The organism is Streptococcus sciuri (genome assembly GCF_024814375.1).
Taxonomy (GTDB): Bacteria; Bacillota; Bacilli; order Lactobacillales; family Streptococcaceae; genus Streptococcus; species Streptococcus sciuri.
On record NZ_JANUXX010000001.1, the window covers coordinates 323,976 to 348,626 of the forward strand.

At 36.5% G+C, this 24,651-nt stretch carries 25 protein-coding genes; 6 read left to right on the forward strand and 19 right to left on the reverse strand.

Going from position 1 to position 24,651, the window contains the following annotated elements:
• Positions 1 to 113: 113 nt before the first annotated feature.
• From NXS10_RS01585 to NXS10_RS01595, 3 genes are read left to right on the forward strand one after another with little or no spacing between them, the layout of a single operon-like run.
• The gene (locus tag NXS10_RS01585) at positions 114 to 482 is read left to right on the forward strand and encodes a GntR family transcriptional regulator (protein WP_259136909.1); all 369 of its coding nucleotides are present in this window, start codon (positions 114 to 116) and stop codon (positions 480 to 482) included.
• Between the two features lies 1 nt (position 483).
• On the forward strand, positions 484 to 1,182 hold the full coding sequence (locus NXS10_RS01590; protein WP_259136910.1) for an ABC transporter ATP-binding protein: 699 nt from the start codon (positions 484 to 486) through the stop codon (positions 1,180 to 1,182).
• Between the two features lie 9 nt (positions 1,183 to 1,191).
• Positions 1,192 to 1,995, forward strand: a complete 804-nt coding sequence (locus NXS10_RS01595; protein ID WP_259136913.1) for an ABC transporter (permease) — start codon at positions 1,192 to 1,194, stop codon at positions 1,993 to 1,995.
• Between the two features lie 54 nt (positions 1,996 to 2,049).
• On the opposite strand, the gene NXS10_RS01600 is transcribed toward NXS10_RS01595, so the two are convergent.
• The 9 genes from NXS10_RS01600 to NXS10_RS01640 all read right to left on the reverse strand — a co-directional run bounded on the left by NXS10_RS01600 (position 2,050) and on the right by NXS10_RS01640 (position 11,599).
• On the reverse strand, positions 2,050 to 3,411 hold the full coding sequence (locus NXS10_RS01600; RefSeq protein WP_259136915.1) for a DUF2130 domain-containing protein: 1,362 nt from the start codon (positions 3,409 to 3,411) through the stop codon (positions 2,050 to 2,052).
• Positions 3,412 to 3,467: 56 nt separating this feature from the next.
• Complete coding sequence (gene folE / locus NXS10_RS01605; protein ID WP_259136917.1) at positions 3,468 to 4,031, reverse strand: GTP cyclohydrolase I FolE; 564 nt, start codon at positions 4,029 to 4,031, stop codon at positions 3,468 to 3,470.
• 84 nt (positions 4,032 to 4,115) lie between these two features.
• Positions 4,116 to 4,685, reverse strand: coding sequence for a restriction endonuclease subunit S (locus NXS10_RS01610; RefSeq protein ID WP_259136918.1), 570 nt, complete (start codon positions 4,683 to 4,685; stop codon positions 4,116 to 4,118).
• Positions 4,686 to 4,779: 94 nt separating this feature from the next.
• Positions 4,780 to 5,349, reverse strand: coding sequence for a TMEM175 family protein (locus NXS10_RS01615; RefSeq protein ID WP_259136920.1), 570 nt, complete (start codon positions 5,347 to 5,349; stop codon positions 4,780 to 4,782).
• Between the two features lie 96 nt (positions 5,350 to 5,445).
• Positions 5,446 to 5,784: an ATP cone domain-containing protein gene (locus NXS10_RS01620; RefSeq protein WP_259136924.1), complete on the reverse strand. Its 339-nt coding sequence runs from the start codon at positions 5,782 to 5,784 to the stop codon at positions 5,446 to 5,448.
• 109 nt (positions 5,785 to 5,893) lie between these two features.
• Positions 5,894 to 6,823 carry a 4-hydroxy-tetrahydrodipicolinate synthase gene (gene dapA, locus NXS10_RS01625; protein ID WP_259136927.1) on the reverse strand — a complete coding sequence of 310 codons (930 nt, stop codon included), beginning with the start codon at positions 6,821 to 6,823 and terminating at the stop codon, positions 5,894 to 5,896.
• Positions 6,824 to 6,857: 34 nt separating this feature from the next.
• The gene (locus NXS10_RS01630) at positions 6,858 to 7,934 is read right to left on the reverse strand and encodes an aspartate-semialdehyde dehydrogenase (protein WP_259136929.1); all 1,077 of its coding nucleotides are present in this window, start codon (positions 7,932 to 7,934) and stop codon (positions 6,858 to 6,860) included.
• A 290-nt stretch (positions 7,935 to 8,224) separates the two neighbouring features.
• Entirely contained in the window at positions 8,225 to 9,826 is a 1,602-nt protein-coding gene (gene cls, locus NXS10_RS01635) for a cardiolipin synthase (RefSeq protein ID WP_373317976.1), read from the reverse strand.
• 102 nt (positions 9,827 to 9,928) lie between these two features.
• The gene (locus NXS10_RS01640; protein WP_259136934.1) at positions 9,929 to 11,599 is read right to left on the reverse strand and encodes a formate--tetrahydrofolate ligase; all 1,671 of its coding nucleotides are present in this window, start codon (positions 11,597 to 11,599) and stop codon (positions 9,929 to 9,931) included.
• Positions 11,600 to 11,757: 158 nt separating this feature from the next.
• On the opposite strand from NXS10_RS01640, the gene NXS10_RS01645 reads away from it, so the two are divergent.
• From NXS10_RS01645 to NXS10_RS01655, 3 genes are read left to right on the forward strand one after another with little or no spacing between them, the layout of a single operon-like run.
• A complete protein-coding gene (locus NXS10_RS01645) occupies positions 11,758 to 12,444 on the forward strand; it encodes a phosphopantothenate--cysteine ligase (protein ID WP_259136937.1) in 687 nt (228 codons plus the stop codon).
• Positions 12,437 to 12,982, forward strand: coding sequence for a phosphopantothenoylcysteine decarboxylase (gene coaC / locus NXS10_RS01650; RefSeq protein ID WP_259136939.1), 546 nt, complete (start codon positions 12,437 to 12,439; stop codon positions 12,980 to 12,982). Before NXS10_RS01645 ends, coaC begins: the two co-directional genes overlap by 8 nt.
• Before the next feature lie 19 nt (positions 12,983 to 13,001).
• On the forward strand, positions 13,002 to 13,565 hold the full coding sequence (locus NXS10_RS01655) for an ECF transporter S component (protein ID WP_259136941.1): 564 nt from the start codon (positions 13,002 to 13,004) through the stop codon (positions 13,563 to 13,565).
• A gap of 47 nt (positions 13,566 to 13,612) precedes the next feature.
• Here NXS10_RS01655 and NXS10_RS01660 read toward each other — a convergent pair whose 3' ends face one another.
• From NXS10_RS01660 to NXS10_RS01705, 10 genes are read right to left on the reverse strand one after another with little or no spacing between them, the layout of a single operon-like run.
• On the reverse strand, positions 13,613 to 14,821 hold the full coding sequence (locus NXS10_RS01660; protein WP_259136943.1) for a nucleotide sugar dehydrogenase: 1,209 nt from the start codon (positions 14,819 to 14,821) through the stop codon (positions 13,613 to 13,615).
• A gap of 33 nt (positions 14,822 to 14,854) precedes the next feature.
• Positions 14,855 to 16,267: an oligosaccharide flippase family protein gene (locus NXS10_RS08595; protein ID WP_259136944.1), complete on the reverse strand. Its 1,413-nt coding sequence runs from the start codon at positions 16,265 to 16,267 to the stop codon at positions 14,855 to 14,857.
• A 16-nt stretch (positions 16,268 to 16,283) separates the two neighbouring features.
• Positions 16,284 to 17,438 (reverse strand): glycosyltransferase family 4 protein, encoded by a 1,155-nt coding sequence (locus tag NXS10_RS01670; protein WP_259136946.1) that lies wholly within the window; start codon positions 17,436 to 17,438, stop codon positions 16,284 to 16,286.
• 28 nt (positions 17,439 to 17,466) lie between these two features.
• Entirely contained in the window at positions 17,467 to 18,648 is a 1,182-nt protein-coding gene (locus tag NXS10_RS01675; RefSeq protein ID WP_259136948.1) for an O-antigen ligase family protein, read from the reverse strand.
• Positions 18,649 to 18,696: 48 nt separating this feature from the next.
• Complete coding sequence (locus NXS10_RS01680) at positions 18,697 to 19,725, reverse strand: glycosyltransferase family 4 protein (protein WP_259136950.1); 1,029 nt, start codon at positions 19,723 to 19,725, stop codon at positions 18,697 to 18,699.
• A gap of 9 nt (positions 19,726 to 19,734) precedes the next feature.
• Entirely contained in the window at positions 19,735 to 20,673 is a 939-nt protein-coding gene (locus NXS10_RS01685; RefSeq protein WP_259136952.1) for a glycosyltransferase family 2 protein, read from the reverse strand.
• A gap of 2 nt (positions 20,674 to 20,675) precedes the next feature.
• Entirely contained in the window at positions 20,676 to 21,854 is a 1,179-nt protein-coding gene (cps2T, locus tag NXS10_RS01690) for a beta 1-4 rhamnosyltransferase Cps2T (RefSeq protein ID WP_259136954.1), read from the reverse strand.
• Complete coding sequence (locus NXS10_RS01695) at positions 21,855 to 23,237, reverse strand: sugar transferase (protein ID WP_259136956.1); 1,383 nt, start codon at positions 23,235 to 23,237, stop codon at positions 21,855 to 21,857.
• A 5-nt stretch (positions 23,238 to 23,242) separates the two neighbouring features.
• Entirely contained in the window at positions 23,243 to 23,959 is a 717-nt protein-coding gene (locus NXS10_RS01700) for a tyrosine-protein kinase (RefSeq protein WP_259136959.1), read from the reverse strand.
• A 13-nt stretch (positions 23,960 to 23,972) separates the two neighbouring features.
• On the reverse strand, positions 23,973 to 24,644 hold the full coding sequence (locus tag NXS10_RS01705; protein WP_259136962.1) for a Wzz/FepE/Etk N-terminal domain-containing protein: 672 nt from the start codon (positions 24,642 to 24,644) through the stop codon (positions 23,973 to 23,975).
• Positions 24,645 to 24,651 lie beyond the last annotated feature (7 nt).

Genomic DNA, 24,651 nt, shown 5'->3' on the forward strand with positions numbered 1-24,651 from the left:
ATCATGTGTAAAGTCTTGACTTTTTAGTTAGACTATTGTATTATAAAAATATAACATAAATTACAAAGCTTTTTCGCTATCTTATTCAATTATTAAAAAAGGAGTGTCCTTTTATGGCTTGGACTTTTGATGAAAAGTTACCAATCTATGCACAGATTGCTCAACATATCAAGCTTAAAATTATTAGTCAAGATATCCAGATTGGTGAAAAATTACCAACTGTTCGTGATTATGCTCAAGAAGCTGGTGTCAATCCTAATACCATGCAACGAGCTTTTACAGAATTAGAGCGCGAGGGGTTGGTCTACTCAAAACGCACATCAGGGCGTTTTGTAACAGATGATGAAGCATTGATTGCAAACATCCGTAAAGAAGTTGCAACAACGGAACTAGAACAGTTTGTCAAAAAAATGATCAATATTGGTTTTGAACAAAGCGATATTGTTCCCATTCTAGAGGATTACATCAAGGGAGAAAAATGAGATGACAGATATTTTACAAGTGCATCGCATCACTAAAAACTATGGAAAACAAACTGCTTTAGAGGATGTTACGCTAAACTTACCAAGTGGAAAAATCATCGGATTATTAGGTCCAAACGGTAGTGGTAAAACAACACTTATTAAGCTCATCAATGGGCTTTTAAAGCCGACGAGAGGTGAGTTGGTTATTGACGGATATAAACCATCTGTTGCAACAAAAAAGATCGTTTCTTATCTGCCTGATACGACCTATCTGAATGATAATATGAAAATTAAAAATATCTTCGCTTACTTTGAAGATTTCTATGAGGACTTTGATTTGGAACGTGCAGAACGTCTCTGTAAGGATCTTGGCTTGGATTTGAACGAGCGCTTAAGAAATCTCTCCAAGGGCAATAAAGAAAAAGTACAACTCATTGTCGTGATGAGTCGCAATGCTAAACTTTATGTCTTGGACGAACCAATCGGTGGAGTCGATCCTGCAGCACGCGATTATATCCTAAAGACCATCATTAATAACTACTCCGAGGATGCATCCGTCATCATATCAACGCACCTTATCGCAGATATTGAGTCAATTCTAGACGAAGTCATCTTTTTAAAAAATGGTCATATCGTCTTAAATGGTAATGCAGATGACTTGCGTGAAGAATATGGCAAATCCATTGATCGCATCTTTCGCGATACCTTTAAGGCTTAGGAGGTTATTATGTTTGGAAAACTAATTAAATATGAATTGAAATCTATCAGAAAGTGGTATCTGACCGTTAACCTAGCACTTATTGCTGTTGCACTTATCATTGGGATTTTTCTAAGACAATCAGCGAGCAAACTCTCAGATAATGGAAGTTTAGCGTTTTCTAGTGGCACTTCTACTATCACAAATATTATCACAGGCATGTCGATGCTTGGCTTTGGATTTCTAATTGCAGTATCTGTTATCGGAACACTTGTCATTATCATCAAACGCTTTTATACAAACATCTTTGGACGTGAAGGTTATCTCACATTAACCTTGCCTGTGTCTGTCCATCAAATAATCTTTAGTAAATGGCTTTCAGCTATGATTCTTGAATTTATCAGCTTTACTGTGATTATCATTGCACTTTTATGTATTCTTACACCTATCACTGGGATAGGGCAGCTTTTAACCATTTTACCAACCATTGGAAAGTTAGTAGCATCCTCAACAGGTATCCTTACCATTTGTTATTTCTTTGTTGCCTTTATTTCTTCTATTATCTTCTATTACCTAGCTATAGCCATTGGTCAGCTCTTTCGAAATCATCGTATTGTCATAGCAATCATCACCTATGCACTTATCGCTTTCCTCAATAATATAGTAGGAGCATGGGTACATTTAGATTCTACAAATTTATTTATCAATAATGGTCATAGCGGAACTATCAACAGCCATTATCTCCTCTTTGCTATGGGTTATAATATCATCGGAGCTATCATCGCTTATCTCTTAACCCATTATATTATTCAAACAAAACTAAATATCCAATAATCAAAAAACCTTAGTTAAACTAAGGTTTTTTGCATTCCACAAATCTCACTTTTTCTACTTTCCTTTCAGCTCTTCAAATTTTGCTCGCATCGTTGGATTTTTACGAGTCAGCTTTTTCACAGAAACATCTTCTAATTTATTATTAGCTAGACGTAACTGATTCTCAGAAGTTGTCAGAGCAGCTTTAACTGCTTCCATTCGTTTGATTGCTTTGTCAATTTCATCAATAGCTTTTTGGAAATTTTTGCTGGCCGAATTGTAATTTTTGGCAAAAGCTGTCTTGAAAATATCTAAATTTTCTTCAAAGTGTGTAATATCAATATTTTGTTCACGCACCAACTCTAATTCTTGTTTGTACTTCAAAGCATTCAAAGCAGCATTACGCAAAATTCCAATGAGTTGAATAAAAAATTGCGGACGGACGACATACATCTTATCATACTTGTGACTGACATCAACAATGCCGATATTGTAGTAGTCATTATCTGGCTCAAGCATAGTTACAAGAACAGCATATTCACAGTTTTTTTCTAGACGATCTTTGTCAAGTTCCTTGAAAAAATCTTCATTTTTATGCTTTTTTTGTGTATTGTCTGCTTCGTTTTTCATCTCAAACATAATAGATAGTATCTCAACATCATTCTCATCTTTTTCACGATAGATAAAATCCCCTTTTGAACCTCGACTAGATATTTGATTATCTTTTTCAAAATAAGCATTGGGAAAAGCAATCTGACGAACCTTGTTAAATTCTGTTTCTGCATAAATTTCTAAGCTCTCACCAATCGCTTTAGTTGACTGTTGTGCTTTGAAATTTTTATAAAATGCCACTTGTTCATTGGCTGCTTTTAGTTGAGCTTCATACTCCATTTTAATTTCTGACAATGATAAGGCTTGCTCTTTTTCTTGTAACTGAAGTTGATTTTTAAGAACATCTCTTTCTTTTTCAATAGAACTAACAGAGACCTGCAATTTATTTTCTTGCTCTAAGCGCCACGTTGTAAGTCTTGCTTCCATCTCTTTTATCTCGGCATCCTTTTTAGCAAGTTGTTCTGATAAGTGTTGCTCATTATCTTTGACAATCAGCTTTTTTTCAGCATCAAACTGCTGAATTTTGAAATTCAAGTTCATAATCTCTTGATTTTTGCCAGATAAAATCTGCTCCAATTTAATTTCTTGTTGATTTTCTAAAGTGGTGAGTTTGTGTTCGAGATGTTCAATAACTTTATCCTTTTGATAAAGACTTTCTTGTAACTGATTTTTAGCCTTTTCTTCTAAAAGAGCTGACTCACGCTCTAAGCGTTCGTGCAATTCCTTTTCAAAAGACTCACTGCGCACCTGTGCTAGTAACTGACTATATTCAGATTCATTAATGGTGAAAACCGTACCACAATGTGGGCAACTAATAGTGTTCATATTATCTCCTTTTATCTATACTATAAAAAAGAAACGAGATAGACTCGTTTATTACTTCACTCTAATTTCAACAGTGACAATAATTCTTGGCGTAATTGAGCATCTTTTCGATAACACCCACGACTTGTCGTTGTTATTGTCTTACTACCTGGTTTTTTGATACCTCGCATAGTCATACACATATGCTCTGCCTCAACAAAAACATAAACTCCTTGTGGTTTTAATGCCTGCTCAATACCATCTGCAATCTCAGTTGTTAAGCGCTCCTGTACTTGAGGTCGTTTGCTCACTACTTCAACACAGCGCGCTAACTTGCTTAAACCTGTCACCTGCCCATCGCTATTTGGTAAGTAAGCGATGTGCACTTTCCCATAAAAAGGGACTAGGTGATGTTCACACATAGAGTAAAAAGGAATATTGCGCACAATGACCGCCTCGCCATTTCCTTCATTAAAGACAGCTGTAAATTCACTCTTAGGATTTTTACCAAGTCCTTGCCACATTTCTTGGTACATACGTACTACACGAGATGGTGTCTCTCTTAGACCCTCACGATTTGGATTTTCTCCTAAGGCTTCAAGAAGTTGATAAACCGCCATCTCTGCCTTTTCTAAGTCCATAACAACCTGCTTTCTAAATCATATCTATACTTTTATTCTACTACGAGTCTCTTACAATTCATTTATCTCCCTAAATATGAAAAATCAGGAGAAGAGTTGATGCTCAATATCAGCTTGGATTTTGTTCCACTCTTGATTAGCCCGTACTAATTTACGCTTATAATCCGCCAAACCTTGTAGATAACGTTGCGCCATATAGCTCTGTTTGACTGGTGGAATATTTGGTATTTTAATACCAGCTAACACTTTAGTATTTATATTCATCACAGCGTTACCGTGATCTGCTTCTTTTAGCTGACGTCTCCCATCTTCAGAATCCAAAAAGAACTTTAAATAATAGCCGTTATAATGCTCTCTGGGACGCAAAACAGTAATATTAGCGCTGGCTACCACTGGAAAATCCTGCTTTTCAAAGACTGCAACCTTGTGCTGTGTTCCCTTAGAAGCCACTAAAACATCTCCTGTTTCTAATAGGTAGCGTGAAATAGTTTTTGGATTCGCTGAAAAAGTCCGTAACCTCTCATAAGAAATACCTAATGGTGTCATATCAATCAAATTAATAACAGCAATATCTCCTGTCTCTGCTTTAGCAGGCACCGCCTTGCCTTTAAAAACATCAGCAATTTCAGACAAAAGAGAATAATCTTTGGACATTTAAACAATTCCCCCAAAAAATAATTCTCTTAGTATTATAACATTATTTTAAGTTTTAATCAGCTTTGTATAACAAAAAAGACTAGATATTCTTCTAGTCTTTAATCGATCTTGGTACAATGAGAAATAATGCTGTTATAAAAACAGACCACATCATAGCAGAAGGTAAAAATGTCAATGTCAAAATTAAACCAACCACCTTAATTGCAACATCTAAAGCCATGACTTTATCATTATGATTTATGATAATCTCTCGATCCTTATCATGATGAATTGAAACTTTTGATAACTCATCGTACATCCAAACATTCGTGAGGGTTACAAGCAAAACAATAATACCATAAACTGCCTGCCCAACAGGGTTATAAAAATCAGAAGCTACGATGATAGTGACATAAGGAAAGAAAGAAGCAAAAAACAACAACAGTATGGAAATCCAAACCAATTTATTGTTGATCTGTTTAACCCCATCCCAAGAACGGTGCATGTTGACCCACATAGTTCCTAACCAAAAAAAGGAAATCGTATAGGCAAGAAAATTCATGCGCAAATTCCAAAAACCTTGCCAAGATATATGCTCTGGCTTTTCAAGCTCTAAGACCAAGATCGTCATAATAATCGCTAAAACAGCATCTGTAAAAGCCACAAGACGTTCTTTATTCATCCTTGATTGCGTCTCCTTAGAATTTTATTTGACTTAAAACTATAGTACTTAGTTAAAATGAAAATCTCTTTTCACATTCTAAATAAGCAAATACTTTTATTTTAATTTTTCAAAATGCAAATGAACCGCTAAACGATCTGAGTAACCATTGCGCTCTAAATCACGCTGTAAACGATAGGCAATGTAATGCTCCGCTATGGTAATATAGCCTGCATCTAACAAACGATTCTCCACCAAAGACTGTACCATGCTAATCGTTGGGCGCTCTACTTGTGCTTCTTGCAAATCAATAACAACTTTTTTAGTTACTTGCGCTAACTCTTTACGAAAGGAATCATCCAGCACATAAACTGTTTGTGCAGCTTTCAAAATAGCTTGATAAATCTTGTCGGCATCAAATTCAACAACTTGACCATTTCGTTTTGTTATTTGCATAAACACTCCCCCAATCCTAGTTTTTCTGTCTATAAATTTATTATTCAAATGTTTCCATCATTTGTCAAGTTTCAACATTGAAAAAGATTGAAAACTTAAATATAAGCACTTAATAATCTGGACGAAGGACACCTGTCACATAATGAGGACCTTTGGTATTTCCTAAAACAACCCTAATAATCTTATCCGCTTCCTCTTCAGTACATGACACTAAAGGAAGGCGAAGAGGCCCGACATCAAATCCCAAATAATTAAGAACTGCTTTCACTGGAGCAGGGCTAGCTACAGAAAAGAGCGCATTGACCTTTGGTAGAAACTGACGTTGAATCTTAGCTGCTTTTTTAATGTCGCCAATTTCAATTGCGTTTAACATTTCATACATCTCATCACCATTGGTATGTGAGGCAACACTTATAACACCGTCAGCTCCTAAATTCATAGCATGAAAAGCTTCGCCATCCTCACCTGTATAAACAAGAAAATCATCAGGCTTGTTTTCAATCAAATATGCCATATTATCTAAGGAGGTACATTCCTTAACTCCTATGATATTAGGATGATCAGCTAGGCGTAAAATAGTATCAGGTGCTAATTCAACGACCACACGCCCTGGGATATTATAGATGATGATAGGTAGATGACTTGCATCTGCAATTGCCTTGAAGTGTTGGTAAAGCCCCTCTTGAGTAGGTTTGTTGTAGTAAGGAACGATAGCAAGACCCGCTGCAAAGCCACCAAATTCAGCTACTTCCTTTGCAAAATCTACTGAGTCTCTCGTATCATTAGTACCAACACCTGCAATCAAAGGAACACGCCCTGCTACTATCTTTTGCACTGCTGCAAAAAGCTCTAACTCCTCATCATGCGTTAATGTTGGACTTTCAGCTGTTGTTCCTGCTAGTAACAAAGCTTCTGTGTGGTGTGCTAACAAATGTTCAATTAACTTTGGAAGTGCGTCAAAATTGATTGAACCATCTTCATTGAATGGTGTCACCAAAGCTGTAATCAACTTTATATTTTTTAAATTCTGAATTGACATAGATTTCTCTTTTCTATTGTTCCAAATATCCCCATCATTCCAATGGGAATTTAAGATCTTTTGTTGGGTGAACAAGATTGCGTTCGTGCAATGTCTCTGCAATTTGGACAGAATTCCAAGCAGCACCCTTTAATAAATTATCAGAAACCACCCACATATGAATACCTTTAGGGGCATCCAAATCTTTTCTGATACGTCCAACAAAAGTCTCACGTTTACCGACAGCATTAACTGCTTGGGGATAAATTTGTTGTGAGGGATTATCCTCCACTATTGCTCCTGGGAAGCTTGCAATCGCTTCTTTGACTTGATCAATTGGAGCTATTACTTTTGTTTCAATATAAACAGACTCAGAATGTGCTGATAGAACTGGGATACGAACACATGTCGCTGAAACCTTGATGGCATCATCCTCCATAATTTTCTTGGTTTCGTTGGTCATTTTCATCTCTTCATAAGTATAGTCGTTGTCTGTAAAAACATCAATTTGAGCAAGAGCATTAAAAGCGATTGGGTAATGCTTTTTATCCCCACCTGCTGGCAAAATATCAGCTTTCAAATCTTTAGGGTTAACACCATCAACTACTGCCTCTCTCAATTCACGTTTAGTTTCTTCAATTGCACGAGCTCCTGCACCAGAGACTGCCTGATAGGTCGACACAATGATACGTTCAAGTCCCCACCTTTGACGCACAGGCTCAAGAGCAACCATCATCTGAATCGTTGAACAATTAGGACAGGCAATAATCCCTTTATGGTCATCTAATGCATGCGCATTAACCTCAGGAACAACAAGAGGTACATTCGGATTTTGACGGAAATGAGATGTATTGTCTACAACGACTGCACCAGCTTTAACAGCATAAGGAGCGTATTTGGCAGATGTTGAACCACCTGCAGAAAAGAGAGCAATATCCACACCTTCAAAAGAGCTTTCTGTCGTTTCTTCAACTACAATATCTTTTCCTTTAAACTGTAATGTTTTTCCTGCGGAACGACTTGATGAGAGTAAGCGCAGCTTAGCGATAGGGAGTGTTGATCTCTCCAACTGTTCAATCATTTGTGTCCCCACAGCTCCTGTAGCACCTACAATTGCAACGGTATAAGCCATAAAACTACCTCCGAAATCCCTTTGACATCAAAATTTTCTAAAATTATAATAACACCATTATACTACTTTTGACTACAATTGAAAAGACTGAAAACAGTAAAAATGCTAACAAAAAAAGCTGAGAGAAACTCTCAGCACATGGGCACTTCTCAGTGTGGTTAGTAGGTTCACACAACTAACCAAAGTCCGCTCCTGCGTTAATGACCTCCCTTAACGAAAGTGGCAATACAATACCACTCATCGACTCATCGCATGAACTCATTATAACATATTTTTTCTATCTTGACTACTTATAAAAGTGGTGCAATCGTTTTAACAAGAGAACCTGCTATTTTTTGATATAATGGTCGCTCTTTTAACATCTTTATAGTGACCAACTCCGACTTTTCTTGTGTATCTAAAAAGTCTGCATAGATATCCTTAATAGCATCAACCTTGTACATATAGGTAGCACATTCAAAATGGTGATATAAACTACGGTAATCAAGGTTAATTGTTCCTACCACAGCTTTGCTATGATCGCTAACAAAGACTTTAGCATGCACAAATCCAGGTGTATATTGATAAATTTTCACTCCAGAATTCATAAGTTGGCGATAGTAAGTCTTTGCCAAATAGTAAGCCATTGGTTTATCTGGGATACCTGGCATGATGATACGGACATCTACACCCCGTTCAGCAGCAAAACGTATAGCGTGTTCCAACTCACTGTCTAAAATGAGATAAGGTGTCATGATGTAAACATATCGCCTAGCATGGTTTAAAATATCAATATAGACATTCTCACCGACTTTATCTTGATCAAGCGGTGAGTCTGCATAAGGAATAACATAGCCACTTGTATCTGGCAAAATATCATGTTCTACCAGATAAGGTTTTACAGTCATTTCAAGAAGTTCACGCTCTGTCGTAGACCATAACTGTAAAAAAATTAGCAAGAAACTGTCCACTGCGTCACCCTTTAGCTTAATAGCTGTATCTTTCCAATGTCCAAAGCGATTGATAACATTGATATATTCATCAGCCAGATTCACACCGCCTGTATAAGCAACCTCACCATCAATGATAGCAATTTTGCGGTGGTCACGATAATTATAGTAAGTCGATAAGAATGGCATTACAGGTGAGAAAGACTTGGCTTTGATACCAATTGCCTCAAGTCTCTTAACATAGTCAGTTGATAGTTTAGTAATCTCAACTAATCCATCATACATAACACGCACTTCAACACCTTCAGAAACTTTTCGTTCTAAAATATTTAAAATTTCTCCCCACATAATACCCTCATCGATGATGAAAAACTCAAGGAAAATGTATTTTTTAGCATTTAGAAGTTCCTTTTTAAAGTCACTAAAAAAATGCTCTCCTAGTGGAAAATAGATAACCTGAGTGTTTTGATAAGCAGGGAAATTACCTCGACTTTTTTCAAAATAACGTACCAAATGGTAAGTCGTTGAAGTACTACTCTTTAAAGCTGTCAAAATCTCAGGTTTTGTCTGTAAAAACTGAGCAGACTCTTCTGTCACAACCTCAATACGCCTTTTGAGTTCACGATAGCCAAGATCAAGTCGTGTATAAAGGAGCAGAGCAGAGCCCAAAAGAGGCGCTATCATAATCAAAATAAGCCATGTCACACGCGATAGAGCATCCATTGCACCATTGATGAGGTAAAAAATAGCTAAGAGTGACAAAAGACGTTCGATAATAAAGAACCATGTACGATACTGATCCAACCATATATATGCTTTTGCTATAAAGACGATTTGCAAAAACAAAAGCAAAATAATCAATATCAATCGACTAAATAATATTCGCTCAAGTCCGCGCTGTCCTTTTTTCAATAGATAAATAGGTTTTGATTTGGATACGATAAGACTATCCTCCTTTTTTATAAAAACGATATTGTTTCCATTATAGCACAAATCGCTAGACTTGTAGCTGCAATCAACTAAAATGTCACAGAAAAAAAGTCAAGCTTAGCTTGACTTTTCTAATTAAAATAGTCCAATAGCTGTTCCATCAGGAGTGATATCCATATTGAGCGCAGCTGGTTTTTTAGGAAGACCAGGCATTGTCATCACATCTCCTGTCAATGCAACGATAAATCCAGCACCTATTTTGGGAACAAATTCACGAATCGTAATAGCAAAATCTGTAGGCGCTCCTAGCTGACTTGGGTTATCAGAAAAGCTGTATTGCGTTTTGGCCATACAAACTGGCAATTTATCCCAACCGAATTGGGCAAACTGTTTTAATTGTGTTTTGGCTTTTTTACCAAAGATAACTTTGTCACCGCCATAGATTTCAGTCACAATTTTAGTGACTTTTTCTTCGAGAGAATCTTCGTCTGAATAAAGGCGCTCGTACTCGGCATTGCCATTTTCAACAGCATTAACAACAGCGTTAGCAAGGTTGATACCACCGTCAGGACCATTTGCCCAAACACTAGCAAGTTCTACTGGAACGTCAATTTCAGCACAAAGTTCTTTAAGCACAGCAATTTCAGCTTCAGTATCTGCAACAAATTCATTAATTGCTACGACTGCTGGTAGGCCAAATTTACGAACATTTTCAACGTGACGTTTAAGGTTAGCAAATCCAGTGCGAACCGCTTCAACATTTTCTTTGCCAAGGTCTGTTTTAGCTACACCACCATGCATTTTAAGGGCACGAATTGTGGCAACAATAACAACAGCATCTGGTGTTGTTGGAAGATTTGGTGTTTTAATATCAAGGAATTTTTCAGCACCAAGATCAGCACCAAATCCCGCTTCTGTAATTGTGTAATCAGCTAAACGAAGCGCTGTTGCTGTTGCAAGAACAGAGTTACAACCATGAGCAATGTTGGCAAATGGACCGCCGTGAACAAAAGCTGGTGTTCCGTAAATAGTTTGAACAAGGTTTGGTTTGATAGCGTCTTTAAGGATAAGTGTCAAAGCACCTTCAACTTTAAGGTCACGAACGTAAACTGGTGTACGATCATAACGGTAAGCAACCACGATATTTGCCAAACGTTCTTTCAAATCATTAATATCAGTTGCTAAGCATAAAATTGCCATGATTTCTGAGGCAACAGTGATGTCAAAACCATCTTCACGTGGAATACCATTAACAGGGCTACCCAAACCAATTGTGACATGACGAAGGGCACGATCATTAAGGTCAACAACACGTTTCCAAATGATACGACGTTGGTCAATACCAAGCTCATTTCCTTGATGAAGATGATTATCAATTAAGGCAGAAAGGGCATTATTTGCTGTCGTAATCGCATGCATATCACCTGTGAAGTGGAGATTGATATCTTCCATTGGAAGAACTTGTGCATAACCTCCTCCAGCTGCACCTCCTTTGATCCCCATAACTGGACCAAGGGAGGGTTCACGTAAAGCAATCATGGTTTTCTTACCCATTTTGTTGAGTGCATCAGCGAGTCCTATAGACATAGTAGACTTTCCTTCACCTGCTGGTGTTGGGTTGATAGCTGTCACCAAAATAAGCTTCCCTAGCTTATTTGCTTTTATTTTTTCAATCTTATCAAATGATAATTTTGCTTTATATTTGCCATAAAGTTCCAAATCATCAAAATCAATTCCTACTTGTTTAACTACCTCAGCAATAGGTTTTAAGGTCACACTTTGTGCAATTTCAATATCAGATTTCATTCGACACCTCTCTATCTTTATAGTTTTATTATAACAAACATCCATAATAAACGCACGTTTTTTATGGATTATATTTAAACGTTCGTTATTTTATTCATCACACTTTTCCTTTTGGCTAAATACTTTACGAATAGATCTTTTTTTGTTACAATATCTCCATGAAAATTTTAATTACTTCTGGTGGAACAACAGAAGAGATTGACCGTGTGAGGGGGATTACTAACCATGCTACTGGCGCTCTTGGTAGTCTCATTGCTCAAACCTTTTTAGATAAAGGACACGATGTCACCTTGGTTACAACAAAACAAGCTATCAAACCGTCACAACATCCCAACCTTACCGTCAAAATTGTTTCTAATGTTAATCACCTTAAAGAACTACTTGAACCTCTTGTCAAAACACAGGAAGCTATCATTCACAGCATGGCTGTTTCTGATTACAGTCCTATTTATATGACTGATTTAGAAAGCGTTTGCGAAGCTGATGATCTCACATCTTTTTTGAATCAAAAAAACACAGAAACTAAAATCTCATCAGATAGCGACTATCAGGTACTCTTTCTCAAAAAAACACCAAAAATTATTTCTCATATCAAAATTTGGAATCCTGATATTCTCCTTATCGGCTTTAAACTCTTGGTTAATGTCCCAAAAGAAGAACTATTTTGTATTGCTAGAGAAAGTCTCCGACGTAATCAAGCAGACTATATTCTAGCAAATGACTTGGCAGAAATTGATACAAAACGACATCACGCCTATCTCCTCACTGAAAATACAGCCTTTGAAGCTCATAACAAAAAGGAGATTGCACAACTTATTTACGAGAAAGTGGTGACTCATGACTAAAAAAAAGATTATCCTTGCTGTTTCAGGTAGTATTTCTGCTTACAAATCTGCTGATTTAGCCAATCAATTGACACAGTCTGGCTATGATGTGCAGGTTCTTATGACACAAGCTGCCAGTCAATTTATCACACCACTAACGCTGCAAGTACTCTCTAAAAATACCGTTCATATGAATCTCATGACTGAGGAAAATCCCAAAGTCATCAACCATATTGACTTAGCAAAAAGCTGTGACCTTTTTTTGTTAGCACCTGCTTCAGCAAATACTATCGCTCATTTAGCACACGGATTTGCTGACAATATCGTAACGGCTACAGCGCTGGCTCTTTCCCAAAATGTGCCAAAGATTCTGGCTCCAGCTATGAATACCAAAATGTACGACAATCCCATCACCCAGGCGAATTTGTCCCTCCTCAAACAAGCTGGTTTTTGTGAGATAAAACCTCGGGAGAGTTTGCTTGCTTGCGGAGATGTTGGACGTGGTGCTCTCGCTCATCTCGAGGTCATCATTCAAACTATCAACGATACATTACATTAGCTACATCTGAGGAGTTCTTATGAAAAAACAAAAATCATATAACATTGCTGTTATAGCTATCTTTTTTGCTATTATGCTTGTCATCCACTTTCTCACGATTTTTATCTTTAATCTCTGGCCTGTTCCAATCAGACCAACCATCGTTCATATTCCTGTGATTATCGCCTCTATCATCTATGGACCTCGTATCGGAGCAACTTTAGGGGGACTTATGGGCTTACTCAGTATGATTGTCAATACAACTATACTTATGCCTTCTAGTTATCTATTTTCTCCCTTTGTTGAGCATGGCAATCTAGCATCCCTTGTCATCGCCTTTTTGCCACGTATATTGATTGGTGTATTTCCTTACTATATCGCTAGATTCCTACACGGAAAATTAGCATTAGCGCTAGCAGGAGCTGTTGGTTCTGTGACAAATACCATTTTTGTTCTATTAGGCATCTACATTTTCTTTGGACATTTTTACGGCAATGACTTTAAAAATCTCCTTGCTGTCATTCTCTCTGCCAATTCTCTAGTTGAGCTCATTATCTCTATCATTCTGACACTGGCTATCGTTCCTGTTTTAAAACAGCGCTAACCTAAAAAAACTAGTTCTATACGATAATCGTATAGAACTAGTTTTTTTCAATCTCGTCTAAAAATATCACGTGTATAAACTTTATCCTTAACATCATCTAAGGATTCATCATAACGATTAGCAACAATAGCATGACTCATTTTTTTAAAAGTTTCTAAATCATTAACGACTTCACTGCCAAAGAAACGTTCTTCGTTTTTTAAACTAGGTTCAAAAATAATAACTTTAACCCCTTTAGATTTAATACGTTTCATGACTCCTTGGATAGAGCTTTGACGAAAATTATCACTATTACTCTTCATGGTGAGGCGATAGACACCGACAACAACTTCCTTCTGATTTTCTTTAAAGCCTGCCAATTGCAAGACACGTTCAGCAATAAAATCTTTTCGAGTTTGATTACTCTCAACGATAGCTGACATCATATTCTGAGGAACGTCTGAATAATTGGCAAGTAGCTGTTTGGTATCTTTTGGCAGACAATAGCCACCATAACCAAAGCTAGGATTATTATAGTGACTGCCGATTCTAGGATCTAAACCAATTCCTTCAATAATCTGCTTTGTATCAAGTCCTCTACTTTCAGCATAGGTATCTAGCTCATTAAAGTAAGAAACACGCAAAGCAAGGTAAGTATTGGCAAATAGCTTAACAGCCTCCGCCTCTGTAAAGCCCATCACGAGCATTGGTGTGTCCTTATCTAAGGATTCTTTTTTTAACAATTCGGCAAAATCATGAGCTTTTTGGGCCAGTAGCTCATCTGACAAATCTGTCCCTACGATAATACGTGAAGGATGAAGATTATCCTCAAGTGCCTTAGATTCCCTGAGAAATTCTGGGCTAAAAATAATACGATTTGTATTATACTTTTGGCGAACATGACTAGTGTATCCAACTGGAATCGTTGACTTAATGACCATGATTGCTGTCTCATTGGCTTCTAAAACCTGCTCAATGACTACTTCCACTGCTGAAGTATCAAAGAAATTTTTCTGGCTATCATAATTAGTTGGAGCAGCTATAATGACAAAATCTGCATCACGATAAGCGCTTTGTGCATCTAAAGTTGCAGTTAAATGTAATGTCTTGGTCGCAAAATATTCTTCAATTCTATCATCTTGAATAGGTGAAATGCGCTGATTGATCATTTCCACTTTTTCAGGAATGATGTCAACAGCTGTCACTTCGTGATTCTGAGATAGTAAAGTTGCCAATGATAAACCAACATAACCTGTACCTGCAATTGCTATTTTCATTTTTGCCTCCTTTATATGTCAAATAGAAGATTTTCAGTTAAATAAGGTCAAAAGAGAGGATTTTATACCTGCCACCTCTCTTCTAAACAGTAAGATCAATAGGACGATTGCTACACATTGTGAAAGATACATGACAGTATCTTTAGAGATTACTATCAGAGCCACTGACTGAACAACTAAAAGCAGATAAGCTAGACAATCGCGTAATAATGTCAGATTAAGTGAGATATACTTTTTCATGGTGTATAGCCTAATGAGCCAAACAACAAAATAAGATAACATAGTAGAGATAGCAGCACCAATCACTCCAATCGAATAGACCAAGATAACATTAAAGATAATGTTAGCACCTGCTCCTATCAAAGTCGAGATACTGTAGATTTTAGAATCTTTAGCGGCTGAGAAAATGCCACCAGCAAATCCTGAAATCGCCCCAAAAACATTGGCAATCAATAAAAACGGTACGTAAATCCAAGCTTTATAAAAAGCATTTGCATATAAAAATACCGCTAACAGTTTACTACTTGCAATTAACAATGAACACAAAATCACTAACATCATATTGTAATTGCTATAGACCTTTTCAAAAAAAGTGATATCCTCTTTTTTGTCAAAAGATTTTACAGAAGATAACACCCATGCTTGATTAAAAATATTGGCAAAAATATTTAAAATCGATGGAATTTTATAGCCTACAGAATAAACACCGCTAGCCGCAACACCACAAAAAGCAATAACTATATACCGATCTGCAGCATTGTTCAACCACCAGCCTAATGAATTTAAAATAAGAGGACGACTGTAAGCAATAATCTCACGCTCTAATCCTTTGTCTTGGCGCTTTGTTAGTGTAATGTTATAACGATGAATTTTGTAGACAAGATACACAATAGGCAGTAGTGTTCCTAAGATATTTGCCCAAAAATAACCAATCAATCCCTCTTTGATAACGAGTAAAAATAAAATATTAAAAATCAAAATAGCTATGGTATTGAGGACAGAGGATATAGATAATATCGTCACTTTATCAATTCCTCTGATAAATGACGTTAATAACTGATAAACTGCTGTTGTGAGATACAACAAAACAAAATAAAAACCATATTCATTTAACAGAGGAGAGAGATTAAAAATAAGATTTAATACGCAAGCAACAACTAGAATGCCAAAACCAATCCCCGTCACTTTGAATCCAATGGAATAGATAATGCTCTCATCATTTTCTTTATCAAGCGCAAATCGCAAAACACCTTCTGAAATATTTAATGTCAAAATCGGAAGCAACAAAGAAATCGAGGTGTAAAATAAGTCATAAATGCCATAATCTGCAGTTGTCAAAACGCTCGTATAAAGAGGAATAAGCAAAAAGACAAGGATTTTCGAACCAAAATTACTAAGTGTTAGTAAACCAATATTTTTAAATAAATAAAGATAATTTTTTTTCACTTACGCCTCCATCACTTTATACGCAGTCATAAACAGACGTTACACTATGAGCATTTGCAGTATCTGAAAACATTTTAATCGCTTTATTTTGTCCTTTTTTAGCAATTTTTTGCGCTTTTTCTTGATGTTTGACCACTTCTTCTAAAATAGTGCATAGCTCTTTCGCATTTTCTGGAGAATAAAGATATCCTGTCTTATGATGATCGATAATTTCTTTTGTTCCACCAGAGTTTGTTCCGATAACAAGCGCACCAGATAGCATCCCCTCAACAGTGATACGCCCAAAAGCTTCTTTTTTTGAGCAAACACACAAAACATCTGCCTTTTCAAAGAATGCCTTGGTATCATTTTGAAAACCATGGAAGTGAACGTTGTCTAACTGGTACTTTTCTTTAATAGACATGAGTTCATCAAAGTAAGCTTGACTCTCAACATTTCCAATCATGTCACACACAATCTTACGACGTGTTTGCTCTGATAACATAGCAAGTGCTAATAGCAAATCTTTTTGCCCCTTACCAGGCATGATACGTCCTGACGACAATAACCTAATAGTGCCAGCTGAAAAAGGAGTTTTATCAATAAAATAATCTTCTATAGAAACACCATTATAAATCACTTCATGGCAATCAACTGCAAAAATAGGAGCAAACTTAATATCAATCGCCTGAGAAATCGCAATTGTAGCATTTGCCTGATGCACAAGAGCTACTGCTTTTTTAGGTTGACAAAACTCTATTCCCAAATCCTCTTCCATAAATTCACGTATATGCCAGACTAACTTGATATGTTCTCTTTTGGCAACCTCAGCTCCCACAAAAGAAGTCAGAGTATTCATATGAATAACATCAATGTGATATTGTCTAACGAGTCGTGTGATTTTTTGAATGGCAAGTTTATTAATAAACTGACGCAGAGGATATTTGAGATGATATATGAAATCTTTCTTGTCCGCTACATTTTTCATCCAAACATTCCAACTGCATTGTTTAATGACATGGTAGGAAATCTTTTCTTGTTTTAACTTGTCCTCTATTGGACCATGTTCTGTCAAAATAACAACAACATTGTGTCCTGCCTTCTGAACTAAGGATACCAGTTTAACTAAGGAATGACTTGCTCCCGAAGTTAAATCAGAAACAGATGAAAAATACATAATATTGTGTTTCATAGTATAGTTTTCCCTATCCAAATATTCTCTATTCCTTATATCTTATATTCATCAATGATACTATAAGAACAACATAGAAAAGGTATAATACAACATAATTGGCAGTAAAGTCAACTGTTAGGCTCGTTAATAAAGTCCCTATTATCAAAAGTAACAACAAACGAGAAAACTCATTTTTGACATTTATAACATGTATCAGTAAATTGAGTATTGCTATAATAAATAATATGAGTCCCACTACTCCAGATTCAACCAAGAACACCGTAATAGTGGAGTCTGCTGTGCTATACCCTGAGAAGTAAGAATAATTGAGTAAGTAATCTGATACTCCTCCAAATCCTGATCCAAATATAGCCTTTACGCTACTTAAATCAAAGTATTCGCCCCAGTTGTTTAACGTTCCTACACGCTGACCTAAAGAACCATCAGATAACCCATAAGAAAAAAGGGAGATGAAGCGTTGTGTAATGTAACTAAAAATAAATTGAAAGAAATGAAATACTATGGAGAATACTACAAAACAGGTGAAAGCAATCATCCATTTTATCAGTTTTTTTCGCTCGATTTTCATCCTAGATGTAAAAAAGAGCAAATTAACAAGAAACACAACAAGAAAGGCAAGCCAGACAATACGCGATTGAGATAAAAAAATATTTATTACTACCAGTAATCGGTATAGTATACTAAATATTTTCTGCTTATAAGGCAATACTAGCTCTAAAATAAAGCCTACCAGCAGTACATATGAAAAATAAGTATAGTGCAAAAATATTGAGCTAGGGTAGTAAAGTGGAGCGTTGTTCATTTTAATTATCCACTCAACGGCATCAATTTTGACAAAATAAGCCATGTAATTAAAATGGATAATATACTCCACAAGACCATATATAGCAGTTAAACCGATGAAATCTCGAAACTGTTTTAAGATGTGCAACCTGTCGTATCTTTGGCTACGATCAAAAACAATCACAATAAAAGGGAGACAAACAAATCTAATGATAAATCCTATAATGTTTTGACCATTTATTATAGTAATTATTAGATAATAAAAGATAAAAAAAAGTATCGGAATATCATCTTTAGACAGTATTAGTTTTTTGTGGAATATAGCAAAATAAACAGTTCCTAACAAAAACGCCAAAACAATAAACGCATTTACATTTTGCCCCGTATACAGAGTTGCCATTAAAAATAACCAAAACAGTGGCATGATATTAGCGAACAGTTTTCTCAATAACAAAACGTTTCTCCACTTCTTTTAATCTTCTAGTAAAAGTTCTTCAAACTTTCGACAAGAGTTCTTCCAGTGTAAAGGTTGCACTGTCTGATAAGCTTTTTCTTGAATTTTTTTTAGCTTGTCTCTATCCTCTAATAGAGAGGATACCGCCTCTTCTATATCCTCTAAATGCTCAACGATAACAGCATTCGTCTCATTTCCTAACTCAGATAGAGCACCAAGTTTTCTACCGACAACAACACATTTATTTGCCATCGCTTCAACAATTGGCAACCCCCATGACTCAATATCACTCGTAAATAAATAGATGTCAGACTTGCGATACATTTCCAAAATGACAAAACGCTCAGGATTGACTGCAACATGATAAGCATTTGGTAATTTTTCTGGAATCCTACGTCCAAATATGTTGACTTTTAAGCTAGGATAGCGTTCTTTTAATTTTTTAATAATCTTTAGGCCATCTTGTGTACGTTTATGCTCACTTTCATGATACATCATCACAACACTTGGTGTCGCCTCTAATGATTTATCGCCCTTGATATACTCATCATCTGCCAAACCATTATAAACGATATCTATGTCTTTTGAGGTAAATTGAGATATCGTTTTCTTTAGACCCTTGGTCACAGTTATCAAATGAAGTGGCAACTCATAGGAAGCTTCAACTCGATTCTTATCACCATTAAAAATCTCATATCCTTGGATAAAATAATATTTTCTACCTTTTTTCTCAGAAAAACGAGCAACATCATAAGCTGTTTGCCAAGCAGTAGCAACCGAAACATCTGCATCTCGTATAAACTTTTCATTAATATAAGGTACTAACTGAATGGAAAATTTTCGATCAAACCACTGCTCTTTTTTTATCGTATTTCCTAAAGAGGCTTTGAGACGATAAAGCGCTGACTGTCCTTTTCCTTTATAGCTAATCATAGGAACATAGCAAGTCACATCATGACCTTGCTCTACCAAATAATTAGCATAAATATAAACAACTCGAATACCTCCAGTCATACGCTTAAAAGGTAGTATAAAGTTAATCTTCATCTTTGCCTCCTACACAAAGAGCAACTCACCAATAATTTGCACTTTGCCTTGCTTAAGATATCCATATCTCGTCACTTGATACACTCTAGATAGTTTATTTCTATTTGGAATGGCGATAAAACGCTCTAAAATATTCTTTGATTGAGTATCTAACTGATCGATGTAAACACTATAAAAAGCTTCTGCCTGTTTAAAAGACAAAGCAAGCGTCTGCTTGACGTGGGAGCTTCCCATCAGTCTTTTTAAAATGAAGCCAATAGTATTGACTTTAGTAGCTCCAACAACATTACGTGCATGCTGACGGTATTTTATGGTTGGTTTATTGAGGACAACGATACGACCAAAACTAGCTGCTACCAGAGTTATCCACCAATCATGCATTGCTACATTATCACTATCTAAATGTAATCTAACATTTAACGCCTTGTTCCAAAACATGGTGCAGCCTGTTACATTGTTTTGGACTAATAAATGAGCTAAATCGTTCACCGAAGCATCTAAGGCACGATAAGCAAAAAAAGACTCTCCCAATTGGTTTAGATGTTCATCAACAATCTCCAAATCCGTATGCACAAGTACAGGCTTAATCTTGTATTCAGGAACAGACTCTAGCTTTTTAAGGCTCTCTTCGATTTTGGTTTCGTACCAGACATCATCTTGATCTGCAAACATAAAATAAGAAAAATCGTAATGGTCTGTCACCCACTTGTGAATTGCTGAAAAATTTTTCTCGGAGCTACCGCCGACCACACTACTATCCGTAATGAGTACAATCTCAGAATATTTTTTAGCGTACTCTTTTAAAATCATAGACGTATTATCACTTGAGTGATCGTCATGGATAAACAACATCCAATCTTGATTAGTCTGAGATAAGATAGAATCGAGTTGCTCTTTGATATAGCTCTCACCGTTGTAAGTTGCCATCATAATCGCAATTTTTTTCATTCTCATCTTCCTTCTATAAATAATTTTTCATACATTTCAACAATATCATCCCAATTATAAGCATCGGCTACACGTTGATAAGCTTTTCTTTCTATCTCTGCCAGTTCTTTTTGTGTCATTTGCTCTGCTTGTTCAATAGTCTGTTGGAGTTTATCTTTTTGCCAATACAAGGCACCATCTTCACCGACTTCACGATTAAAGCCGACATCTAAGAGAAGATTTAAAGGGGTGGAAGAAAGTGCCTCTAGTAGTGAGGGGTTGGTTCCTCCTACCTCATGACCATGAAAATAAGCAAAAGCATTCTCACGGATATATTTCAATAAATCCTGATCATAGACAGTTCCAACAAACTTGATGCGTGAATCTTTATCAAAGCCTGTTTTTTTACGCAACTTTTCATAAAAAGCATTTTTTTCAACATTAGTAACTAAGACAAGCTGCTTACTGGAGTTCGATGCCATAAATCCCTTGATCATTGCCTCATAGTTATTCTCTGGAACAAAGCGTCCAACGACAAGGTAATAGTTTTTTTCTGTAATCGCTTTTTCTGAAAACCAGTGGCGAACTTTTTTAGAATCTCGCATTAAAGATGACTTGGTCAAGTCGGTACCATAGGCGATATAGGCTGTATGCGGATGATACTTGCTATAATCATTCCGAATATATGCTTCGATATTTTTACTATCACATACCAAAAGATCAGCATGCTTTACCATCAATTGCTCAGATATTTTCCAGTACTTGCGAACAGGAAGAGACCATTTTTCACGTAGCCACTCATGACCATCTGGATTAACTAACAGCTTACCGTTGATAGATTTTATTTTTTTCTTAATTTCTTTAATAAAAGGACCTATACGACAAGCGAGAACGTAAAAAATAGGTGACTCATCCTGATTTTGAACGGCTAGATCAACTGCCATATTCAAAGCTTTAATATCATAGGCAATGGCTCTTGCTGGACCGATATTTGGAACATCAATCGAAAAACAAGTGGCACCATTGTATTCAAACTTATCTGCTGTAATATCAGACTTAACAGAATTTTCTCGCATACAAGCCACGTAGTAGTGAATTTCTGTATTTTTTTGATACTGTGTCAATTTTTCGACAAAAGTTTCAAAACCTCCGTACTTAGCAGGTATCCCTTTTGAGCCTATGATATATACGGATTGAGGCATCTATTTACTCCCTTCTTTAACTAAAATCACTTTTATCGTCTTTAGAAAAATTTTGACGTCTAACCAGATAGACCAATTTTTGATGTAGTACATATCAAGGGCAACAACTTCTTCAAAGTCCGTAATATTACTGCGACCGTTAACCTGCCACATACCCGTAATACCAGGTTTCATGGCTAAGCGTTTAAAGTGATGCAACTCATATTTACTGTATTCGTTCACCGTTGGTGGACGCGTACCGATGAGGGACATTTCCCCTTTTAGAACATTGATAAACTGTGGCAGTTCATCAATAGACCAGTTTCGCATTTTTTGTCCGAAAGGAAAAATACGAGGATCGTCTTTCATCTTAAACATCAAATCAGAAGTCAACTCATTTTCTTTCATGAGTTCTTTTTTACGCTTTTCAGCGTCTAAGTACATACTTCGAAACTTATAGATTTCAAAGATTTTTCCGTTCTTTCCAACACGCTTTTGCTTGAAAATCAGAGAGCCTCTAGATTGCTTTTGAACGATAGGATAGATGATAATCGCCACAATCCCTGTGATAAAAAGTCCAATGATACTGAACACAATATCACACAAGCGCTTAAATATCAAACTTCCTAAGTGGATATGATTGAGCGATGAAGTCAATGTCGAAATGGATCCAATCCTATGAAAAGTTAGTTTGGAGAGGTTTTCTTCTCTACTGACATCAAATGCTAAATTCACAGATAGACCTAGAGCATTGAAGTGGTCACGATTTCTATCAAAGTCACTAAAAGCATCACTTGTGACAAAAACTTCTGAAACTTCGTTTTGAGATAAAAGGCGGCGTACTTCCTCAAAATCATGTAAAATTGGCACTTGCAAAAATGGCACAGAAGGAGCATTTTGACTAAAATAAGCCAAAACACGGTAGCCATTTTGATAGAGCTCTCTTACCAACTTCTCTTCACTTTTAAAATTGGTCAGCAAAATGACATTTGACGTCTCTACAAAAAGAACTTTGCTTAATAACTTGACCAACAAACGACCTAGAAAAAGCAAACCTGTCCCCAAAAAGAGCTGGCTAAACATATAGTGCCCATCTAAAGGTACAATAGCATCACTTCCTAAAAGATGAGTACCGTAAACTACAAGTACACTGATGACAAGTATTACCAGCGAAAAAATAAAGGCAGATTTTATTTCCTCTCTATAGCTTCCCATAAAAACACTTGAGTAAGTGTCAAGCCATATAGCGTAGAACTCACCACAAAAAACGACAGCAAATAGAAATTTAGGATTGTATAAGAAAGGATGGTTAAAAAAGCAAGCTAGTACCAAAAAAGTAAAAATAATCGCCAAACTATCTCCGATAAGGTAGATAGTTTTTTTTTGGGGGGGCTCACTGAACATAAAAATTACTTCCTCCTACGTGTTTTTTTACTCTTTCTTCCATACTCACCGTAGTCGCCATAATTACCATATTCACCATAAGCGCTAACACTATGATGCACTTTATTAAGAATAACTCCTAAAAATTGCGTGCCACTATTTTCTAACTGCTCCTTGGCTTTAGGGATAAAGCGACGTTTAATAGCTCCACATTCGGTGACAATGATAGCACCATCGCAATGCTTAGCAATAATTGCTGCATCTACCACTAAGCCAATCGGTGGCGCATCAACAATCACATAATCAAACAATTGCTTAGCCATCTCCATCATGTGAGTGAAATTGGTATTTTGTAGGAGATTAGTGGGATTAGGTGGCACTTGCCCTGATGGGATAACCATGAGATTAGAAACATCGCTCTCACAGATAGCTTCTGCTAACTCGGCATTACCAGACAAATATCTGGTTAAACCCACTATACTACCTTCTGCTCGGAAAGTCCCTGACAGCACAGAGTTCCTAGTATCCGCATCAATCAATAGAGTTTTAAAACCTACTTTAGCCATAGAAATGGCGAGATTGACAGCTGTCGTAGTCTTGCCTTCGTTTGGCTGAACAGAGGTGAGGACAATACTCTTAATATCGCTACCGCTAAACTGGATATTAGTCCGAATAGAGTTATAATATTCCTCGGCTTTCTCGTATAAGCTTTGCTTTTTAGAAGCAATCGTCAAACGTGTCATCAATCATATCTCCTTATAGTTTATTCATATCAGGGACAGTTCCTAGGAGGGTGAGTTCCAATTTGTTTTCCACATCTTCAGCTGACTTAACACGGTCATCAAGAACTTCTGCTAGGATGACAGCTACCATAGTGAGGAAAGCTCCCACTAGAAAGCCCAGAAGCGTGTTACGTTTAACGTCTGGTGAAGATGGTGCATTAGGAACTTTAGCAACTTCAAGTGTCGTGACATCTTCAACCTTAGCAACATCTTTGATTTTTTGTATTGCAACTTCACGAATAGTATTAGCAACTCTTGCTGCTTCCTTGGCACTGTAAGCTTTTATAGATATTGAAATCACACGTGTATCACTTGGAATAGCAACAGACACTTTTGGTGCCCGAGATAGTTTTTCTTTTTCAATCACTTGATTTATGACATCAGCTGAAGTAATAATTTCTTTGTAGTCATTGACCAAGTAACTGCCTGCTTGTAAATCTTGGTTAGTGATATTGTTATCTGTACGATTAACCACGTAGATACGTGTGGTTGAAGTGTACTCCTTTTGTAAAAGGAAAGTACTCGCTAAAAAAGCCAGAACAGCCACAAACAAAGATACAAAAAGGATAAGAAACTTTTTGTGCCATAGACTCTTAAATAAAACAATGACATCAATTTCGATGGTAGAAGTTTCCTTTACGTTCATACAGTCT